The following is a 19,679-nucleotide window of genomic DNA, read 5'->3' as shown; positions in this document are numbered from 1 at the left end:
CGAGAAGGAGCGTCAAACGCCTTGTCGATGAGCACTGTACGGCATCAGATGCCCGCGCCAGCGGGGCGGATCGCGCAACGGACAGGTGAAGCCTTGCCGAAGGCGATGAGCGATGAAGCAGGACTCCCGCGACAAGAACCGGAAGGCGCAGGGCGAAGCCTGCTTGAGCAGGCGTTCGCACGAGAGAATATGCAGCGGGCATGGAAGCGCGTGAAGGCCAACAAGGGAGCGGCAGGTGTGGACGGGTTGGACATTGCCCAAACCGCGGAACACCTGCGATGGGCGTGGCCTGAGCTTCGCCAGCACCTGCTGAGCGGCGCCTACCAACCACAGCCCGTCCGTCGGGTAGGCATCCCGAAGCCGGACGGCAGTGAGCGGGAACTGGGCATCCCCACCGTCACTGATCGTCTGATTCAACAGGCACTGTTGCAAGTGCTGCAACCTCTGATTGATCCCACCTTCAGCGAGCACAGCTACGGCTTCCGCCCGGGCCGTCGGGCCCACGACGCCGTGTTGGCTGCGCAGCGTTACGCCCAACAGGGCCGCCATATCGTGGTGGACGTCGACCTGTCGAAGTTCTTCGACCGGGTCAACCACGACATCCTGATCGACCGCCTGAAGAAACGCATAAACGACCCCGGCGTTATCCGGCTGGTTCGTGCGTACCTGAACGCGGGCATCATGGACGGTGGTGTGGTCATGGATCGGCACGAGGGCACGCCGCAAGGCGGGCCATTGTCGCCGTTGTTGGCCAACGTTCTGCTGGACGAGGTGGATAAAGTGCTGGAACGCCGGGGGCACTGCTTCGCCCGTTACGCCGATGACTGCAACGTCTACGTTCGCAGCCACAAGGCGGGAGAACGGGTCATGCAGTTACTCCGCCGCTGTTATGGAAAGTTGCGTCTGGTGATTAACGAAGCCAAGAGCGCGGTGACCAGCGTGTTCGGGCGCAAGTTCCTCGGCTATGCCCTGTGGCAAGGGAGGAACGCTGAGGTTCGACGCGCGGTATCCACCAGGGCGTTACAGGCGTTCAAGCTCCGGATCCGGCAACTGACCCGGGGATCAGGGGGTCGCAGTATTGAACAGGTGGTAGAGCAACTCCGCCGATACCTGCTCGGCTGGAAAGGGTACTTCAGGCTGGCGCAAACGCCACGCATCTGGCGATCACTGGATGAGTGGATACGTCGTCGTCTGAGAATGCTCCACCTCCGGCAGTGGCGGCGGGGTAAGACGATCTACCGGGAGCTGGTCCGGTTGGGTGCCAGTTCCTGGGTGGCTGAATCTGTGGCGGCTCTGAGTCGCCGCTGGTGGCACAACAGTCGCTCTGCCATCCACAATGTCCTGACGATTGCCTACTTCGACCGGTTGGGAGTGCCGAGACTCTCGTGAACCCTCAACGTCTCGAACCGCCCGGTGCGGACCCGCATGCCGGGTGGTGTGGGAGGGGTGGAGCCTCATGGCTCCCCCCTATCCCGATTTCCTGTCAGCAATTCGTCATGGTAATGACTCGGAATTGACGCTGAACTGTCACGCCTGTGGCCTAGCGTGTGTAGGAATTCCCTACACCAAGCAATGCCAGAGGCACAATGTCATGTTCCGTAAGACCCTGCTTTCCGCAACCATCCTGTCTTCCCTCTTGGGCCTGAGCGCCTGTACCAATGATGGTGACGATGGCGCTGATGGTATCAACGGCACCAGTAAATCACTGATCGAACTTAATGTCCTGGGCACCTATCAGGCCCCGGGCGATGTGTTCGACGTGGGAGCTGCCGAAATTGTTGCCCACGATGCTGCCAACCAGCGATTGTTCGTTGTAAACGCCGGTGCCTCCAAGGTAGACGTGCTTGATATCCAGGACCCCTCCCAACCGGTTCTCTTGCAGACCATCGATGCGACCGCCGAGGGTGCTTCCGCCAACAGTGTGGCTGTCTTCGGCAGCCTGGTGGCGGTGGCCATCGAAGCCGACGTCAAGCAGGACAACGGCAAGGTCGTTTTCTACAACACCACTGACCTTGGCAAGGTTGGTGAAGTTACGGTAGGGGCGCTGCCCGATATGGTTACCTTTACCCGGGACGGCATGAAAGTGCTGGTCGCCAACGAGGGTGAACCCAGCGACGACTACACCAACGATCCGGTGGGATCCGTCAGCATTATTGATCTGTCAGCGGGCGTTGCCGGTGCAACGGTAACCACCGCAGGATTCGAAGCCTTCAATGCCGATGAGGTGGCCCTGAAAGCCAGCGGTGTGCGGGTGTTTGGGCCGGGAGCAACCGTCGCCCAGGATATGGAGCCGGAGTACATTGCGGTCTCCCTCGACAACAAGACCGCCTGGGTCGCCCTGCAGGAGAACAACGCCGTAGCCGAGCTGGATATCGAGGCCGGGGTGATCAATGCGATCCTGCCCCTCGGTTTCAAGGACCACAGCGTGATAGGAAACGAGCTGGACGTCAGCAATCGGGATAGCGGCATCAACATTCGCAACTGGCCGGTAAAAGGTATGTATATGCCGGACGCGATCACCAGCTACGGCTACAACGGCAAGACGTACTACATCACCGCCAACGAGGGTGATTCCCGGGACTACGATGGCTTCTCCGAAGAGTTCCGGCTTGGGGATCTGACCCTGGATGCCACGGCCTTCCCAAATGCGGCCGATCTTCAGCTGGAGGAGAACCTGGGTCGGATCAACGTGACCTCGACCCTGGGCGTCAGCAATGGCTGCGATCCCTCTGACCCGGCGACAGATCCGGAAGTAGACTGCGAATACAGCGAAATCTACACCTACGGCGCACGATCCTTCTCTATCTGGTCTGCCGATGGCCAGAGGGTCTTTGACAGCGGCAGCGAATTCGAGCGGATCACCGCCAGTCTGTTGCCTGAGAACTTCAATGCCACCAATGACGAGAACAATTTCGACAACCGATCTGATGACAAAGGTCCTGAGCCGGAAGCCGTCACGGTTGGCACAATCAACGGCCAGACCTTCGCGTTTATCGGTCTTGAGCGAATTGGCGGAATCATGGTTTACGACGTGACCAATCCCCAGAATCCGGAATTCGTCCAGTACCTGAATAATCGGGATTTCTCAGTGTCGGATGCAGACCTGCAGGCCGGTATGGCCAAAGATCTCGGGCCGGAGGGCATTGCCTTCATCGCCGCCGAGGACAGCCCGAATGGGCAGCCCTTGCTGGCAGTGGGAAATGAAATCAGCGGAACCACCACCCTGTACGGTATTGACGTGATTGAACTGACGGCGAACTGAGTTCAGGGCCTGAAAGAAACCCGGGCGGCATCGTTATCGATCCTCCCGGGTTTTTTTGTTTTCCGCCTCAGACAGCGGCTTTCAGCGGCGGCACTTCCTGATGGAGGAACCACTTCTCCGTAACCACCTTTCTTGTAAACCAGTGCGAGCGCATCAGGCTGCTGGCCAGTGGCGTCTTGATCCAGTCCGGGACCTGCCAGCCCTGATCCGTGTCTGCCGCCCGATTGCCAAAGCGTTCGGCAATGGCATCGCCGTAGATCTGCAATGAGGAGGCCGAATAATCCGGCGCGTCCCGTATCACATCTGCCGCCAGCAGCGCTGACTCAATGGCGGGCCGGATGCCTTCACCGCTCTGGGTGTAAGCCAGGCCGGCGGAATCGCCAATCAACAGAATACCGTCGTCCACCAGTGGCCGCTCGGCATGGGCATAAAGCAGGTAGGCGTGGCCTTTGAAGCGCCCGGGCAGGTCCTCCGGAATGCGCCCGGCGGACTTCATCTCATCGACAAAAGCCTCTAGATGACCGCTCAGCTTGTGGTTATCCTCCCGGCCCAGCCCGATATTCAGGTAATTGCCCTTGCGAAACACCCAGGCATAACCCTTGAGATCGCGGCAGAACCAGAGCTCCGGGGTGTCGCCCCGGGCCTCGCAGGCGGAAGCCTGCTCGGGTGTCATTTCGAATTCCACCTCCTTGGCGGCGACAACGGTCTCGTGGCTACCCGGGCCGTCGCCAAGCAACCGTGCAACCGGGCAGAAGTGCCCGCCGGCACCCACGATAAGGGGGGCTTCCCAGGTGTCGTTGATGACCCAGTTGCCGTCTTTCCGGACGATGGACTTGACCGGCGTGGCGAGCTGTTTCGGACCGGTGACACGGCTGAGCAGATAATCGTCGAATTCACACCGGCGAATGCCATAGCTGACCACATCGCCGTGGTCGTTTTCCACGGCCGGCTGCCCCATCATGCCGATGCGAAACCGGCGAATGGGCTGGAGTGTCCGTCCGTTGGCGTACTCGTCGAGATCAATCTTCAGGGTTTCCATGACGGCAGGAGTCACCCAGCCCGCGCAGGTTTTATCCCGGGGAAAATCCTGTTTGTCGATGATCAGTACTTTTTTGCCGCTGGTCTCAAGGGCACTGGCCAGGGTGGAGCCGGCTGGGCCGGCACCCACGATGATCAGGTCGTAATAATCCATCAGGCCTCCTCTGGTGCCGCTGGAAACTCATACAGGTCCCGGCGGTTCTGCGGCAGACTGTTGTTGTCGCCGTGGGTGAAAACCACCTGGAACAGCTGCAGGGAGCCGGCGCGGAACGCAGCGATGGAGCCCGCCAGATACATGCGCCAGGCCCGGGTAAAGTGGCCATCGTACATGGCCGTTACCTTGTCTTCGTTCTCGTTGAAACGATCCATCCAATGGCTCAGGGTCTGGGCGTAATGCAGGCGCAGGTTCTCCACATCCAGCACCGAGAAATCGCCGTGTTCGCAGATTTCCATGAATTCGCCGATGCTGGGCGGATAGGCGCCGGGGAAGATGCGTTTTTCGATCCAGGCGTTCATCAGCATCGGGCGATTGCGGCCAATACTGTGGAGCAGGGCAATCCCGTCGGGTTTCAGGCTCCGCTTGATGAGTTCGGACAACGCTTCGTAGTTTTCTTTTCCCACGTGTTCCAGCATGCCGATGGAGACAAAGGCATCGTACTGGCCGCTGATGTTGCGGTAGTCGTCCTCGACGTATTCCACCAGATGATCCAGCCCCTGCTTGCGTGCTTCCTCCCGGGCAAAGGCCAGCTGCTCTTTTGAGATGTTGTAGGAGTGAACCTTGACGCCGTAGTTACGGGCCATGTAACGGGCCAGCCCACCCCAGCCGCAGCCGGCCTCGACTACGGTCATGCCGGGTTTGAGACGGAGCTTGCGGCAGACATGCTCCAGCTTGGCCAGTTGAGCCTGTTCCAGGGTCAGGTCGGGGCTCTCGTAATAGGCGCAGGTGTACTGCATTTCAGCGCTGTCCAGCCAGAGCTGGTAGAATTCGTTGCCCAGGTCGTAGTGATGGTTAATGTTTTCTTTGGCTTCGGAGATCCCGGTGGACCGGGGGTTGTGATTGCGCCAGAGTGCTTCCAGCCATTTCGGCCACTTCTGGCGCGCCTGATGAACTGAGCGGTAGAGGGTTTCCATCAGGTCAGGAAGGTCGCCTTCTACCTCCAGGCGACCTGCGCTGTAGAGATCGCCGAACGCCAGGTTAGGGTTGGTCACCAGTGCGTACAGGGCCTTGGGGTCGGTGAGGTGCAGAGTGAACTGTGCCTGTTGGCCATCCGGTTCGATGACATCGCCGTTCCAGAGTCGGAACCGGAGTGGCGGTGAGCCGGCCATGCGCATCAACTTGGCAATCAGCCAGCGCTCGTACGTGTGCGGTGACCGGTCCACGTGGGTGCTTTCCAATGGCAGGGTCAGAACATGGCTTTTGGGTTCTTGCCCGTGGTCACGGGGTTTCTGGGCAGTGCTCTGGTTCATGGACTCCAATCTCCCTTCATAACCTCAACATCAATGTTTTGTCGACGTGCGTGTTCCAGGGTTCCCGAATACCAGTCTGAGAATCACCGCTTGTCCGTTCAGTATAGAAAACAGTCAGATTTTGTCAGGTGAGGCGTATGAAGAAGAAAACTATCGTGAGAATAGAGTCGCAGGAAATGAGAGGGACAGAAAAAAATACCGGGCCCTCAGGCCCGGTATTTTTCGAATCAGTATGAGGAACTCATACCAAACCATTCTGGGAAAATGACTATCAGTGCCAGCACAAACATCTGTATCAGGATGAAGGGCAGCACGCCTTTGTAGATGTCCGTTGTTCGCACCTCCGGCGGTGCTACCCCCTTCAGGTAGAACAACGAGAACCCGAACGGTGGCGTCAGGAAGCTGGTTTGCAGGTTCATTGCGATCAGAATCGCGAACCAGAGCATGTTGATGCCCAGAGCTTCAGCCACCGGCGCAAGGATGGGCACGATGATGAAGGAAATCTCCACGAAATCGATGAAGAAACCCAGTACCAGAATGACCACCATGGCCAGAATGATGAAGCCCCACTTTTCGCCGGGTAGCTGAAGCAGCCACTCCTCCAGCAGATAGTCGCCGCCGGTGTAGCTGAACACCATGGAGAAAGCGGTGGCACCGATCAGGATCGCGAAGACCATGGCGGTCACCTTCACCGTGTCCTTGGACGCATCCCATACCATCTTGAACGAGAACTGACGGTAGATGATGGCCAGGACAATAGCGCCAACGCCGCCCAGTGCGGACGATTCCGTGGGTGTCGCAATACCGGTGAAGATCGAACCCAGCACCACAACGATCAGCGCCAGCGGCGGAATGATTGCCAGCAGTGCGTTAAAGATCTCCTTCTTCCGGGAGACGCCAGGCTCATCCGGCATGGCCGGAGCCGTCTCGGGCCGCAGCCTGGTCAGGACCAGGATATAGGCGATGTACAGCCCCACCAGCACAATGCCGGGCCAGACTGCTGCCTTGAACAGGTCGCCGACGGGAAGACCAAGCACGTCACCGAGAATGATCAGGATGATCGAGGGCGGAACGATCTGGCCGAGCGTACCGGACGCACAGATGGTTCCGGTAGCGAGCCGTTTGTCGTATTTGTGGGCCAACATGACCGGCAGGGAAATCAGGCCCATGGCTACCACGCTGGCGCCAACGACGCCGGTGGAAGCGGCGAGCAGGGCACCGACCAGAATGGTCGAAATGGCCAGGCCACCCGGCAGGCCGCCAAAAAGTCGACCCATGGAGGTCAGCAACTGTTCAGCCAAACGGGTGCGCTGAAGTACGACGCCCATGAAAATAAAGAGCGGCACGGCCATCAGAACGGTATTCTGCATTACGCTCATGATGCGATAGGGCATGAACGCAAAGAGATCCATGCCCTCGGCGAAGATTCCGAAGAACAGTGCAACGCCCCCGAAGGTGAATGCGACGGGGAAGCCCAGCATCAGCATCAACAGGGCGACGCCGAACATAATCATACCGATCATGCGAGGCCTCCTGCGCTGTGCTCACCTTCGTACTCCTTGTCTCCTGCCATGACTCGCAGGGCGTAGGTCGCCATGTTCAGCCCCGCAATCCCGATGAAGAGGGCACTGACAGGGATAACGGATTTGATGATCCAGCGGTGCGGGAGGCCGCCAGGATCACCGCTGCCTTCTCCCATGTTGTAGGAGTCCAGCGCGAAATCGTAACCGTAGATGCCAATCAGATAGGCAAATGGAATGACAAAGATCAGGGCGCCAATCAGGTTGACCCAGGCCTTGGCCTTGTTGCTCCATTTGGTGTAAAAAACGTCGACCCGAACATGACCATCCGTGCGTAATGCGTAGGGAATACCCAGCAGGAACACCACTGAATAGAGGTGCCACTCCATTTCCTGCATGCCGATTGAAACGTTGTTGAACGCGTAGCGGGCTACCACGTCGTAAAAGACGTTGGCTGCCATCAGTATCATTGCGACACAGGCAACCCACCCACAGAAGATGGACAGCCGGGCAAGCCCGTCGTCCAGTTTGATGATCCACCGCATTGATGATCCCCCGCCAGGAGAGCTGGCGTTTTTATCCGTTGCTATAAACGACAAAACCGGGATCACTCGGAGAGAGATCCCGGCTCCGTTAAAGCCTATATCTTACTCGACTTCGGCCATCGTGTTGAGGTAGGCGCGCTCGGAAATGTTGGAATAAGCGCGGCTCTGCTCAAGGTAGTTCGCCTGGGAGTCGATAATCTTGGCAGCCATGTCACTCTCAGCAGCGGCTTCTTTCAGCAGCTTGTTGTTGGCTTCATACATGGCATCAAAGATTTCGTCCGGGAAACGCTTGATCTGGACATTCGGATATTCCTCGCGAATATTGGCCCAGGCTTCCGCGTTGGCGTGCTGGGAATGAACCAGCATGTCATAGGAGGCGGTGCGCATGGCAACACGCATGATTTCCTGCAGGTCAGCCGGGAGCTTGTCCCAGACGCGCTTGTTCACCAGGAACTGAAGTTCGGTCGCAGGCTCATGCCAGCCGGTGTAGTAGTAGTCGGCAATCTGCTGGAAACCCAGACGGAGATCCAGTGCCGGACCTACCCACTCAACGGCATCGATGGTGTTGCGTTCCAGAGCGGTGTAAAGCTCGCCCGGAGCGATGTTGGTCGGGTTAACGCCAACTTCCGCGAACACTTCACCGGCGAATCCGGGAATACGCATCTTCAGACCCTGAAGGTCTTCCAGCGAATTGATTTCCTTGCGGAACCAGCCGCCCATCTGAACGCCGGTGTTACCGCCCGGGAAGGACAGCATGTTATGGGGCTCGTAGACTTCCTGCATCAGCTCCATGCCGCCACCGTGATAGAACCACGCATACTGTTCCATCGCATTCATGCCAAACGGCATGCTGGTGAAGAACAGGGTCTCGGGAACCTTGCCCTTCCAGTAGTAGGAAGCAGAGTGGCCCATGTCGTATTGGCCGGCCTTGACCATGTCAAAAATGCCGAGGGGCGCTTTGTGCTTGTTGGATGAATCAATGCGGACCTTGAGGCGGCCGTCAGACATTTTTTCTACGGTTTCGGCGAAACGCTTGGTGGTGTCACCGAAAATCGGAAAGTTTGGTCCCCAGGTTTCCGCAAGGCGGAGGGTGAACGTGTCTTGGGCGAGCGCCTGCGAGGAGGCAAAGGTAGTTGCCACAGCCAGCACAGCCGCGGAAAGAACAGAACGGATCTTCATTGCTCTTCTATCCTCTTATCTTTTTTGTGGGTCGAGCGTCCCCCTTTTGGGGAAAACTACTCTTGATGCTAGTTCACGTTAGCAATTATCGTTAACAAACGAAATCAAAAACCGGTGGATGTACGACCTTGGTCGTAGGGTGGATCAGAGATCTTGCATCCTGCCAATCTGGCTGGCGAGACGCATCGCCTCGTGTTCTTCCAGCGCCAGGAGGTCTTCCAGCAGCGACTTGGCTTCGGGGATTTCCGCCTTGCCGATCAGTGAATCGTAGAGGTCCATGACCTGGTCGTGAAACTGGAAGACCTCCCGGGTGATGTCCTCGAAAGACATGGACGCGTAATGGGTGTAGGAGTCGGCGCTGGGGCCAATCGGCTTGTGCTGGTTGTTCAGGTAATCGTAGAGGCGTGTGCTCATGGCCTTTGGTTCGGCCTGGCTCTCGAATTCACGCACGGCTTTCTCCAGCAGCGACTCATGGCGCGACAGGTAATCGAGCAACGCGGAGGCTCTCTCGTCATTGTTCAGTTTGGCCGATTCATGAAGGCTACGGGACAGATGCGCGTGCAACTGACGTGTCCAGTCAATCAGGTCCTCGAAAGTTGTTATCTCCATTGCTTTGCTCCTTACCGGGGCGGGTCGTTTGTAGTTGGCATTAGCGTTAAGTCTAGTCAAAATTGAGGGTTATGGGGTACCCGCCGGGCTCCGACGTCAGCGAAACGGAAATAGGCCATGACAACGACACTAGGCATCATTGAAGGATTCTACGGCCCCATGTGGACCTGGCAGGAACGTCGACACCTGGTCCGCACCCTGGCACCCCACGGTTACAGGTTTTATCTCTATGCTCCCAAGGCCGATGCCTTCCTCCGGCGCAAATGGCAGCAGCCACACCCGCCAGCCATGGCCTCGGAGCTGGCCGAGTTCTCGCGCTTCTGCCGACGTGAGGGCGTGCGTTTCGGGGTGGGTCTGAGCCCGTTCGAGATATTCAACCGGTTCGACGACGAGGCCCGCACGGCGTTGGCAGACAAACTCGCGCTGCTGGAACGTATCGGTATTGACGAACTGGCGATCCTGTTTGACGACATGCGTGCCGATACCCCGGACCTTGCCGGTACTCAGGCTGACATAGTGCACTGGGTTCGTGAGCAAACTGCCATCAAGTTTCTGAGCGTCTGTCCCAGTTACTATTCTGACGACCCCGTACTGGATCGGGTGTTTGGAGAGCGTCCGGCAGATTATCTGGAAACTCTCGGACGCAAGCTGGACCATTCGGTGAATGTCTTCTGGACCGGGGAGGAGGTGTGCTCCCGGGAAGTATCGCCCGGGCACCTGAAGAGGATCGGGGATCTGCTCGGGCGCAAGCCGGTACTCTGGGACAATTACCCGGTCAATGACGGTGACCGGATGTCGCAACATCTGCACCTTCGCGCGTTCACCGGGCGACCGGCGGCCAATGCCGCGCATCTGGCAGCCCACGGGATCAATCCGGCACTGCAGCCGACGTTAACGGCAGTGCCGGCCATCACGCTGGCAGAATCCTATCGCCTGGGACCCTCCTATCAATACGGCCAGGCGTTCCGCCACGCGGCCCGGGAGGTGCTGGGCCGGGAGTTGGCGGCGCAGTTGGAGGCGGATTTGCTGGTGCTTCAGGACGCCGGCCTGGGCCGGATCAGTGCTGAAAAGCGGCAGAGTCTGCAGCACACCTACGATGCCTTCGACCACCCTGCAGCCAACGAGGTTCTGCGCTGGCTGGCGGGTGAATATCAGGTTACCGATGAGATGGTGGCTACCCAGTAACCCGCGCGGCTAGCGAAGGTAATATTCAACGGTCGAGACCACGCGAACGGTTTTGACGGGTTGCTGTCCTTCCATGATGCCCGGTGCCTGATCCCGGGCCAGAATCTGGAACACACCCTGATTGGCGCGTCGCAGACCCCCGAGTTCCGCCTTGGCATCCTGGGCAAACTGGGCTGCCGCTTCCCGCGCTGATGCCGTGGCTTCGGCGATCATCTCGGGCTTGATATCGTTGAGTCCGTTAAACAGATAGGTAGGCCCCGATGGGCCGTAGTCCGAAGAGAGCACCACTCCCGAGTCCACCAGTTCACTGACCCCCTGTGCGGCCTGGCGGATCCGGGCGATATCGGTGCTACGGACCATCAGGGTCTGGCTGATGATGAATTTCTGCTCGCCGTTATTGGCCTGGTAGGGGTTGGCCCGGGTATCGGTGACATCCAGGCGCTGGAGTTCGACCGCATCCTGGTCAATGGCCTGCAGTTTCAGGAAGGCAATGATTGCATCCCGGCTGCTTCTGGCCTTGTCCTGGGCCTCACTCAGCGACGCCCCTGTTGCAACAAAGCGAATGGGCCACAAGGCAAGATCTGCAGTTACTTGCCGTTCAGCCACACCCTTGACGGTGACATAGCGGTCGCCGGTTTTCAGGTCAGTCAGGCCGTCACTGATCAGGGCGGCGGAGATGATGGCGCTGATGCCGAGAATCAGCGAGGCAAGAAGCTTCATGGAGTGTCCCTGTTGGCATTACCGGAGAGCTCCGGAAAGTCCCGGAAAGCGTCCGGCTGATGGCTGCTATCCTGAATATCAGGAACAAGATTAGCGCTTCACCCCAAAAGCTGGAAGGGAGGAATCATGACGGCTGTGAAAGTTGAGTGCGTCAAAGGCAATATTGCCGCGCAACCGGATATCGATGTCATCGTGAATGCGGCCAATGCAGAACTTCTGCCCGGCAGTGGCGTGGCCGGTGCCATTCACGGTGCCGCAGGCACCGGTCTGGCAGAGGAGTGCCGGACTTTGGCGCCCATCAGTCCTGGCGAGGCGGTGATCAGCTCCGCCCACAACCTTCCGAACCGGCATGTCATCCATTGCCTGGGCCCGGTTTATGGGGTGGATGAGCCGTCAGACCGTCTGCTCGCGGACTGTTTCCGGAACGCTCTGTGCCTGGCGGACCAGCGCGGCCTGTCCTCCATTGCCTTTCCAGCCATTTCAACCGGGGTTTTCGGTTACCCGTTGAGAGACGCAGCGGCTGTGGCCATGAAAACGGTCGCCGACACCCTGGCAGATCTCAACTCTGTTCGCCTGGTCCGGTTTGTTCTCTTCAGCGATCAGGATCTTTCCATATTCGATGAGGCCCTCAAGCTGGAACCGGACCTTTCCGGTAGGTAGAGGTCACCTTAGTCACAGGACCTGTCGGTTGATCGGCTGAAACGGGCCCTCATGGCTTCGCGTTCCCGCTCGGAATCCCGGAATTCGTCTGGCAGGGGCTGGATAAAGTAAACGAAGTCACCTTTCGTGCGATTGCTGTCCAGTGGTGGTTGGTTGATGTCCGATGGCCAGAACACTGGACTGATTACTGCGACAGACAGCTCCGGAGCACGTTGCTTCAACAGCGCCACGGTTCCCAGGCCGTCTTCACTGTGAAACGTGCCGGTCAGGTGCAGCACCTGGTGCCCCGGATGCTCTGCCCGGGCCTGCAGAATGCGGGCAGCCATGGTGTTGTCGCGAAGTAGCTGAGCCTTGTAGGTGTTTTCCATGCGCTCGCTCATGGTGTCGTCTGCCTGATGGCTCGCACCAATGGCTGCCATGAACTTTTCCCGGTAAGCCGGGGTGTCCATGAAGGGGGCGGAGGGCAACTTCTGTTTCAGGCTGTCCGAGACACGCTCGAGGTATTCCGGACCTTTCCGGCCGACACAGCGCACGACGTCTGCCGGCGCATTCGCCGCGATCACCGGCAGATTATGCCTGCGGGCAAATTCCACCAGTGGCCGGTAGGAGGCCCGGTAGTTATCCCAGGCATCGGCATCTTCAATCATCTCGGTTTCGCCGGTTTCTCCCTCCAGGTAGCGGTTCAGCTGGTCCTGACGGTCCAGGTTGAACTGTTCCATGCTGAGAATCTGCTCTGGCCGTTGCTGGAACAGGGTGGTCTGAAGCCGGGATTGAAGAAGATGTGAGCCGTGGTGCCCATGGTATTCGCCAACAATGACCACATCTGTGTCGATCAGCTTCTGCGCCAGCTGTTCAGGCGTCAGAACGGTGTTGTTTTCAGGCTGAATGATGCGGGCATCGTACTGGGTCTGCGGTGCTGTCAGAACCGCATCAGGGTCTTTTGATGAAGGCATGGCAGTACATCCGTTCAGGGCGGACAGTGTGGCAATGAGCAGGGCTGGCGCAAAAACGTTCATGACAGTCCTTACGTTTTGATCACATTCAGGATCTTTTTTCGCGTTCTTCTCGCCAGTCGGGGCCCAGCCTTTCTTCCACGTATTCCCGGATGAATTGGCGCACCCTCTGGGACGGGGTTACGTCTTCCTGCTTGCACAGTTCTTCAAAGGCGGCCTTTTTTTCCGGGTCGATCAGCAACGTCAGACGGGCAGTGCGCTTTTCCATGGAGTTGTTCATAACCTTTGGTGATTGCTAAGTATGTTAATCATATTAACATTGAATGAATATTTTATGAGCATATAATTTACAGGCATCAGTTGCAATTAACGAGTCTTTTATGCCGCATCGCGCCCACCTGTTTTCACTCCGGATAGCCCACGCATTCCGAGAAGCCTGCATCGATGAGCCCTATCGCGGAAGGCGTTTTCTACGGGATCTGATGGCCGGTGTAACGGTGGGCATTATTGCCATACCTCTGGCCATGGCGTTGGCGATTGCCAGTGGTGTTGCGCCACAGTTCGGGCTCTACACCGCCATTATTGCCGGGTTTGTAATTGCACTGACTGGTGGCAGCCGGTTCAGTATCTCCGGGCCTACGGCTGCCTTCGTTGTTATTCTCTATCCGATCGCCCAGAGCTATGGTCTGGGTGGTTTGCTGCTGGCTACCCTGATGTCCGGCGTTTTGCTGATGATCATGGCTCTGATGCGGCTGGGGCGATTCATCGAGTACATTCCGGAGTCTGTCACCCTGGGGTTCACCGGAGGCATTGCGGTGGTGATTGCCACTTTGCAGGTCCGGGATTTTCTGGGTCTGCCGGTTGGCGATATGCCCGAGCACTACTGGGATAAACTGGCGTTGCTGGCAAGCGCGTTGCCGAAGTTTGATGCCATGAGCACGCTCGTGGCCGGTGTCACCCTGACTGTAATGTTGCTCTGGCCAAGACTTAAAACCCCGGTGCCGCCGCATCTGCCGGCTGTGGTGATCGGGAGTCTTCTGGCACTGTGGTTGAATACACGAGGCGCTGCTGTCGAAACCATTGGTTCAAGGTTCAGCTATCTGCTGCCCGATGGCTCGATGGGGGCGGGTATTCCGCCTTTCCTGCCAGAGTTTGCCTGGCCCTGGCAGCAGACGGGGGCATCGGGCGAGCCAATTGGCTTGTCATGGTCGCTGGTTCGTGACCTGCTACCTGCCGCGTTTGCCATTGCGATGCTCGGCGCCATCGAATCCCTGCTCTGTGCCGTGGTACTGGATGGCATGACCGGAAAACGCCACAGCGCCAACAGCGAGCTGATGGGGCAGGGGCTTGGCAACATCATCACGCCGTTTTTCGGAGGCATTACCGCGACCGCCGCTATCGCCCGCTCTGCCGCCAATTACCGCGCTGGCGCCGAGTCCCCTGTATCGGCCATGGTGCACTCTCTGGTGGTGCTGCTTGCCCTGGTTTCTCTGGCGGGCCTTCTGGCCTATCTGCCTATGCCGGCCATGGCGGCCCTGCTGATTATGGTGGCCTGGAACATGAGTGAGGCGCCCAAGTCACTGCATCTACTGAAAACCGCGCCGCGCAGCGATATCCTGGTTTTTATCACCTGTTTTTCGCTTACGGTGCTGCTGGACATGGTAATTGCCATCACCACCGGAGTCTTGTTGGCGGCCGTCCTGTTCATGCGGGAAATGGCCCAGATGACCAAGGTCACGGATATCACACTGAGCAAACGGATTGCGGAAGCTCGAGTGCCCGAGGGCTGGCAGGTCTTCAAGATCAATGGTCCCTTGTTCTTTGCCGCCGCTGACCGGATTTTCGGAGAGCTGGCGCTGATGGCCAGAAACGCGCGCGGGTTCGTCCTTTATATGGACGGCGTCACCATTCTCGATGCCGGAGGGCTGTCTGCCCTGAACAAACTGATTGCCACCTGTGAGCGGGACGGTACGCAAATTGTGATCGCCGATCTTCAGTTCCAGCCGTTGCGAACCCTCTCTCGCGCCGGTGTCATGCCGGTGCCTGGTGTGAGCCGCTACACGTCCTCCCTGGACGAAGCCTTGCGGCTGATTGCTGAACCTGGCCAGCCCGCCGGATAAAACATTGATTCCCGAAGTCCCGGAATGGTTTACCCTTAGGCGATAAGACTACGCGCAAAAGAAGGAATGCCATGCTGCCTTTCCGGCTGATCGACCGAGTGAAATTCATACTGGAACGCCAACTGGTAAAGGGGGCGGGGTTCCAGCTTCTTGTGGTCGGTGTGTTCATCGGCCTGATTTCCCTGATTGGCGGCCTTCTGGTGGTGCCCCAGGGCGGAGACTTCGAGGAGCCGGGCTCAGCCATCTGGTGGGCTTTCCTTCGGCTGACCGATCCCGGATATCTGGGGGATGATGTCGGCACCTGGCAGCGAATCGTCTCGACGCTGCTGACAGTTCTGGGGTACGTGGTGTTCATGGGCACCCTGGTGGCCATCCTGACCCGATGGCTGATAGCCAAGATGGCGGACCTGGAACGCGGTCTCACACCGGTAACGCTTAAAAACCATGTCGTGGTGCTGGGCTGGACCAGCCAGACCCTGCCCTTGCTTTCTGAATTGCTGGGCTCCAGTGGCCGGATGCGCCGCTTTCTGGAAAAGCACGATGCCCAGAAACTGAATCTTGTTGTGCTGTCGGAGGAGGCTTCGGCGGCCCAGGTTCACGAGCTGCGGAGTGAACCGGGCATCGGTCGCAGGGCCCGGCAGATCATCCTGCGTTCTGGCTCGGCAATCCAGCCGGACGCCCTGCATCGGGTGGCCTGTCTGGATGCCGCGGCGGTTATCGTCCCCAGCGCCGCCCATGAGGCCGGAAGCCTGGTGACCTCGGATGTGGAAACCGTCAAGGCACTGCTCTCCATTGCGGCCCAGGCCAGACAGCTCAAGTCTTCCTTGCCTTTCGTTGTGGCCGAGATCCAGGACGTTCGCAAGCTTCCGGTGATTGAGCGGGCCTATCCAGGCGCGGTGGAAGTGGTAGCGGGCGATGCCACGATCAGTCGTCTGATGGTTCAGAATATTCTTCATCCCGGGCTATCGGAGGTATACAACGAATTGCTCACGGCCGGTGAGGGAAACGAGATCTACATCCGGGGCGGAGAGTCGCTGGGCGGAATAACGCTTGGTGAGCTGGCCGCGGCCCGGCCCGAGGTTATCGTGCTGGGCCTGTTGAAACAGCGCGGTGCAGGCTGGGACGTGCAGCTGCTAGCACCCTCAGACTCACGAATTGATCCGGCCGATCGGGTGGTCATCATGGCCCGGGACTACTCCGAGACCGAGCCCGATCCCAAAAAGACACCTTTGCCGGAGCTGGAAAGGGGGCAGGCGGTGCGCGTCGACCGGCCTTCTGACCAGGCCAACCACCGGGTTCTGGTGCTGGGCTGGAACCGGCGGGTGCCCAGCCTGATTGCGGAATTCCTCAGTTACGGACACCGTCATTTCGAGGTGGACCTGGTATCCGTGGTTCCGAAAGCCGAGCGGGAACAGGCGATTGCCCAGTACGTGGAGAATGCCGATCGCCTGAACTGCCGGCATATCGAAGCGGATTACATGGTGGAGGGAGAACTGCGCCGGATCGGGCCAGCGGGCTACGATACGGTGATCCTGCTCAGCAGCGACCGACTGGCCTCCGGCGAAGAGGCCGATGCCCGTGCGATGGTGGGGTATCTCCAGCTCGAGGACATCCTGGCCGATTTTGCCCGAAGGCCCCAGCTGATCATGGAGTTGAGTGACCCGGACAACCGCCACCTCTTGTATGGGCACCAGAGTGAAATGTTGATCAGTCCCATGATTCTGAGTCACGTACTGGCCCAGGTGGCCCTGCGGCGGGAGCTTCGGATCGTGCTGGATGAACTGTTTACTGTGGGCGGTGCCGAGATCCAGTTCCGGGACCCGGCGGATTACCCCTTGCCCGCCAGTGCGACCTTTCAGGTCCTGGAAAAAACGGTGGCCTCAGAGGGTGAGCTTGCCCTGGGTGTCTTTCGCAACAACGCCAACGAACGTGGGCGCCACCTGCAACTGAACCCGCCCAGGAAGGACTACCTGGAGTTGCAGCCGGGTGACCGCCTGGTGGTGCTGTGCCTGACCTGATGACACATCAGTCGATGCTGTCGAGCAGGGCCGCCATGATGTCGTCCATGACCACGAAGCCCTTGAGGTCATTGTCGGCCAGCACCAGCAGGCGCTTTACCCGGTATTTGCTCATCAGGCTTGCCGCATGCCGAACGTTCAGGTTCTCGCCGACGCTGATCACCGGCTTGGCGCAGGCGTCATAAACGTTGAGAAGATCGATATCGCCGTCTTCGGCGATGACGGTTTTCAGTACATTGGTGTAGGTGATCAGGCCCCAGGCATCGTGTTCGCTTGTCTTTTCCACCACCAGCGACTTCAAAGAATGCTGCTTCATCTTTGATAGCGCCTCGCGGATGCTGGCAAACGGAGAGATGGTGATCACGTCCCGAACCATCACATCTTTGACCAGTTTCATGGGTGTTCTCCGGTTACAGTGAATCTTTCAGGTGTTGTTCGAATTTTTCGACTTGTGACATGTCGATCCCACCCAGATGTTCCAGGGGAAGTGTGAATACAAGCCCCTTCGAATCGCTATGGTCAGGCATGAGTATCTTCTGGATGGCTTTGAGAATATCGAGCGAAAGGCTCTTTTCCAGGACCATCAGCAGAATGCTCTGGCTGCCATCGTAGGTCAGACCGAAGAAGGTTTTCTTGGCGGTATTGCTGATACCGCGACCAGAAAGCACCGTGATGCCGCCGGCACCAAGATCCCTTGCGGCATCAACGCAGTCCTGCTCCTGATCCTCGGGAACGATTGCTACCAGTACCGAAAATTTCATGGGTCTGTTTTCCTCTGCTTTGCGAGCATTTCAACAATGATGGCGTAGCTCATCACCGTCACAATCGGAAAGATGGAGGCGAAGGCGATCAGGCCGAAACCGTCGATGAGCACGTTGCGGCCTTCGATGCTGCTTGCCAGGCCAATACCCAGTGCGGTCACCAGAGGTACGGTCACCTCTGAGGTGGTTACCCCACCAAGATCGTATGCCAGGGGGATGATGTACCTGGGGGCCAGCGCGGTCAGGACGATGACCAGAATATAGCCGCCAATGATGTAATGGTGAATGGAATCGCCGCTGATAATCCGGTGAACGCCAAGGGTGATACCCACCGCGACGCCGACCGCCACGATAATCCGGATGGCGTTGCCGTTGATGGTGCCGGCGGCCGCCTGCTCCGCCTGGTGTCCGATCGCGATCAACGCGGGTTCGGCCATGGTGGTGGCAAAGCCGATCATGAAGGCGAAGAGGTAGACGAACAGATACTCCTCCATCCCCATCAACTGTCGGGCCATGCTTGTTCCGATGGGAAACAGGCCAAGCTTGAGCCCGACTACGAAGGCATACAGCCCCAGCACCACCAGCGCAAATCCGAACAGGATCTTGCGGGGATTGGTCAGCCCACGGCACAGAACCAGATACTGGAAAAACAGGATGGTAATGATGATGGGAAGGACGTCGCGGACCATCCCGGCAAGATCGAGCAGCATGCCCAGCACAACGGGTGTCTGGTCGACTGTTCCATTCTGGGCCGCCGTTGGCAAAGCGACCGGGTCTGCGGGGGCACCGGAATACACAACAATCCCGTACAGCTGAACGGTGATCATCGGAACCATGACGGCGAGGGCTACCAGACCGAAGCCGTCCAGTAGCGGATTGCGCCCCCGAATGGAGGCTGCCAGGCCAATACCCAGAGCGGCAATCAGGGGAACGGTAACGATGTTGGTGGTAACGCCACCGGAATCGTAGGCAAGGCCAACAATCTCGGGCGGTGCGAACCAGGTGATGATCACCACAACGATGTAGCCGATGATCATGAACCACTGCAGCGGGTAACCGAAGATGGTTCTGAACACGCCCAGGGCCACCACCAGCCCGACAGAAACGGCCACCAGTATCCTGAGTGTCAGGGCCTTGATCTTGCCCTCGCTGATTTCCTCGGCCTGCTGGGCTACCGCAATGAGCGCCGGCTCGGCGACCACGGCGGAAAAACCCATGGCGAAGCCGAACGACAACAGCACCGGTACCGAGCCCTTTCGGGCAAACTGATTGGACAGGCTTTTCCCGACCGGAAAAATGCTTAGCTCCAGACCCTGAAGAAACAGGGCGACACCCACTGCCACAATCAGCAGGCCTGCCGCCATCACGAAGATGTTCTCGGGTATTTGCTGGAGAATCAGAAGCTGGAAGAAGACAACGACGGCGATGATCGGAAACAGATTTTTCAGGGCATGCAGCAAGGAATGACTGAAAGCTTGCAGATAGAACACTGTTTGCGCCTGGTGGGTTCCGGTTAAAAGTGCTGGTTGGACACCGTAACAATAGCCATGGTTCCCGTGTTGATCCAGCTCAAGACCGGCGTCAATTCACTATTCACCAGGAAAATGCCGAAAATAGATCATATAAATTTCAATTATAAATT

At 58.3% G+C, this 19,679-nt stretch carries 18 protein-coding genes; 6 read left to right on the top strand and 12 right to left on the bottom strand.

All coding sequences use genetic code 11. The features are described 5' to 3' along the window. The first annotated feature begins 21 nt into the window (after positions 1 to 21). Entirely contained in the window at positions 22 to 1,389 is a 1,368-nt protein-coding gene (gene ltrA / locus SIC15_RS18025) for a group II intron reverse transcriptase/maturase (RefSeq protein ID WP_053115127.1), read from the top strand. A gap of 202 nt (positions 1,390 to 1,591) precedes the next feature. Continuing rightward, positions 1,592 to 3,262, top strand: coding sequence for a choice-of-anchor I family protein (locus SIC15_RS18020; RefSeq protein ID WP_412536605.1), 1,671 nt, complete (start codon positions 1,592 to 1,594; stop codon positions 3,260 to 3,262). Between the two features lie 67 nt (positions 3,263 to 3,329). Here the strand turns inward: SIC15_RS18020 and SIC15_RS18015 are convergent, their stop codons facing one another. The 6 genes from SIC15_RS18015 to SIC15_RS17990 form a co-directional block, all read right to left on the bottom strand. Then, positions 3,330 to 4,454 carry an NAD(P)/FAD-dependent oxidoreductase gene (locus SIC15_RS18015; RefSeq protein WP_412536604.1) on the bottom strand — a complete coding sequence of 375 codons (1,125 nt, stop codon included), beginning with the start codon at positions 4,452 to 4,454 and terminating at the stop codon, positions 3,330 to 3,332. Then, positions 4,454 to 5,767 (bottom strand): SAM-dependent methyltransferase, encoded by a 1,314-nt coding sequence (locus tag SIC15_RS18010; protein WP_209399843.1) that lies wholly within the window; start codon positions 5,765 to 5,767, stop codon positions 4,454 to 4,456. The genes SIC15_RS18015 and SIC15_RS18010 overlap by 1 nt, the downstream gene beginning before the upstream one ends. Positions 5,768 to 5,994: 227 nt before the next feature. Next, positions 5,995 to 7,290 carry a TRAP transporter large permease gene (locus tag SIC15_RS18005; protein WP_209399845.1) on the bottom strand — a complete coding sequence of 432 codons (1,296 nt, stop codon included), beginning with the start codon at positions 7,288 to 7,290 and terminating at the stop codon, positions 5,995 to 5,997. Further along, positions 7,287 to 7,832, bottom strand: coding sequence for a TRAP transporter small permease subunit (locus SIC15_RS18000; protein ID WP_209399847.1), 546 nt, complete (start codon positions 7,830 to 7,832; stop codon positions 7,287 to 7,289). Before SIC15_RS18000 ends, SIC15_RS18005 begins: the two co-directional genes overlap by 4 nt. A gap of 102 nt (positions 7,833 to 7,934) precedes the next feature. After that, positions 7,935 to 9,011, bottom strand: a complete 1,077-nt coding sequence (locus SIC15_RS17995; RefSeq protein ID WP_209399849.1) for a TRAP transporter substrate-binding protein — start codon at positions 9,009 to 9,011, stop codon at positions 7,935 to 7,937. 144 nt (positions 9,012 to 9,155) lie between these two features. Next, positions 9,156 to 9,620, bottom strand: coding sequence for an ATPase (locus SIC15_RS17990; RefSeq protein WP_209399851.1), 465 nt, complete (start codon positions 9,618 to 9,620; stop codon positions 9,156 to 9,158). A 117-nt stretch (positions 9,621 to 9,737) separates the two neighbouring features. Here SIC15_RS17990 and SIC15_RS17985 point away from each other — a divergent pair, with 117 nt between their 5' ends. Continuing rightward, complete coding sequence (locus SIC15_RS17985) at positions 9,738 to 10,805, top strand: beta-N-acetylglucosaminidase domain-containing protein (RefSeq protein WP_412536603.1); 1,068 nt, start codon at positions 9,738 to 9,740, stop codon at positions 10,803 to 10,805. Positions 10,806 to 10,814: 9 nt separating this feature from the next. On the opposite strand, the gene SIC15_RS17980 is transcribed toward SIC15_RS17985, so the two are convergent. Continuing rightward, positions 10,815 to 11,525, bottom strand: a complete 711-nt coding sequence (locus SIC15_RS17980; RefSeq protein ID WP_069182038.1) for an SIMPL domain-containing protein — start codon at positions 11,523 to 11,525, stop codon at positions 10,815 to 10,817. 126 nt (positions 11,526 to 11,651) lie between these two features. On the opposite strand from SIC15_RS17980, the gene SIC15_RS17975 reads away from it, so the two are divergent. After that, the gene (locus SIC15_RS17975) at positions 11,652 to 12,185 is read left to right on the top strand and encodes a macro domain-containing protein (RefSeq protein WP_412536602.1); all 534 of its coding nucleotides are present in this window, start codon (positions 11,652 to 11,654) and stop codon (positions 12,183 to 12,185) included. 8 nt (positions 12,186 to 12,193) lie between these two features. Here SIC15_RS17975 and SIC15_RS17970 read toward each other — a convergent pair whose 3' ends face one another. Next, positions 12,194 to 13,201: a ChaN family lipoprotein gene (locus SIC15_RS17970; RefSeq protein WP_412536601.1), complete on the bottom strand. Its 1,008-nt coding sequence runs from the start codon at positions 13,199 to 13,201 to the stop codon at positions 12,194 to 12,196. Positions 13,202 to 13,226: 25 nt separating this feature from the next. Further along, positions 13,227 to 13,406 carry a CopG family transcriptional regulator gene (locus SIC15_RS17965; protein ID WP_069182795.1) on the bottom strand — a complete coding sequence of 60 codons (180 nt, stop codon included), beginning with the start codon at positions 13,404 to 13,406 and terminating at the stop codon, positions 13,227 to 13,229. A 112-nt stretch (positions 13,407 to 13,518) separates the two neighbouring features. On the opposite strand from SIC15_RS17965, the gene dauA reads away from it, so the two are divergent. Continuing rightward, positions 13,519 to 15,258: a C4-dicarboxylic acid transporter DauA gene (dauA, locus tag SIC15_RS17960; protein WP_412536600.1), complete on the top strand. Its 1,740-nt coding sequence runs from the start codon at positions 13,519 to 13,521 to the stop codon at positions 15,256 to 15,258. 71 nt (positions 15,259 to 15,329) lie between these two features. Beyond that, positions 15,330 to 17,276, top strand: a complete 1,947-nt coding sequence (locus tag SIC15_RS17955; protein WP_412536599.1) for a CASTOR/POLLUX-related putative ion channel — start codon at positions 15,330 to 15,332, stop codon at positions 17,274 to 17,276. Positions 17,277 to 17,283: 7 nt separating this feature from the next. Here the strand turns inward: SIC15_RS17955 and SIC15_RS17950 are convergent, their stop codons facing one another. Genes SIC15_RS17950 through SIC15_RS17940 form a run of 3 tightly spaced genes read right to left on the bottom strand, consistent with a single transcriptional unit; the run spans position 17,284 to position 19,527 of the window. Continuing rightward, on the bottom strand, positions 17,284 to 17,673 hold the full coding sequence (locus SIC15_RS17950) for a CBS domain-containing protein (protein ID WP_069182034.1): 390 nt from the start codon (positions 17,671 to 17,673) through the stop codon (positions 17,284 to 17,286). Positions 17,674 to 17,686: 13 nt separating this feature from the next. Next, positions 17,687 to 18,037 carry a P-II family nitrogen regulator gene (locus tag SIC15_RS17945; RefSeq protein ID WP_291904359.1) on the bottom strand — a complete coding sequence of 117 codons (351 nt, stop codon included), beginning with the start codon at positions 18,035 to 18,037 and terminating at the stop codon, positions 17,687 to 17,689. Then, the gene (locus tag SIC15_RS17940; RefSeq protein WP_412536598.1) at positions 18,034 to 19,527 is read right to left on the bottom strand and encodes a DUF1538 domain-containing protein; all 1,494 of its coding nucleotides are present in this window, start codon (positions 19,525 to 19,527) and stop codon (positions 18,034 to 18,036) included. Before SIC15_RS17940 ends, SIC15_RS17945 begins: the two co-directional genes overlap by 4 nt. Between the last annotated feature and the right edge of the window lie 152 nt (positions 19,528 to 19,679).

Source organism: Marinobacter sp. MIT932201 (assembly GCF_047123295.1).
Lineage (GTDB): Bacteria > Pseudomonadota > Gammaproteobacteria > Pseudomonadales > Oleiphilaceae > Marinobacter > Marinobacter salsuginis.
This window is presented reverse-complemented; position numbering and strand designations above follow the sequence as displayed.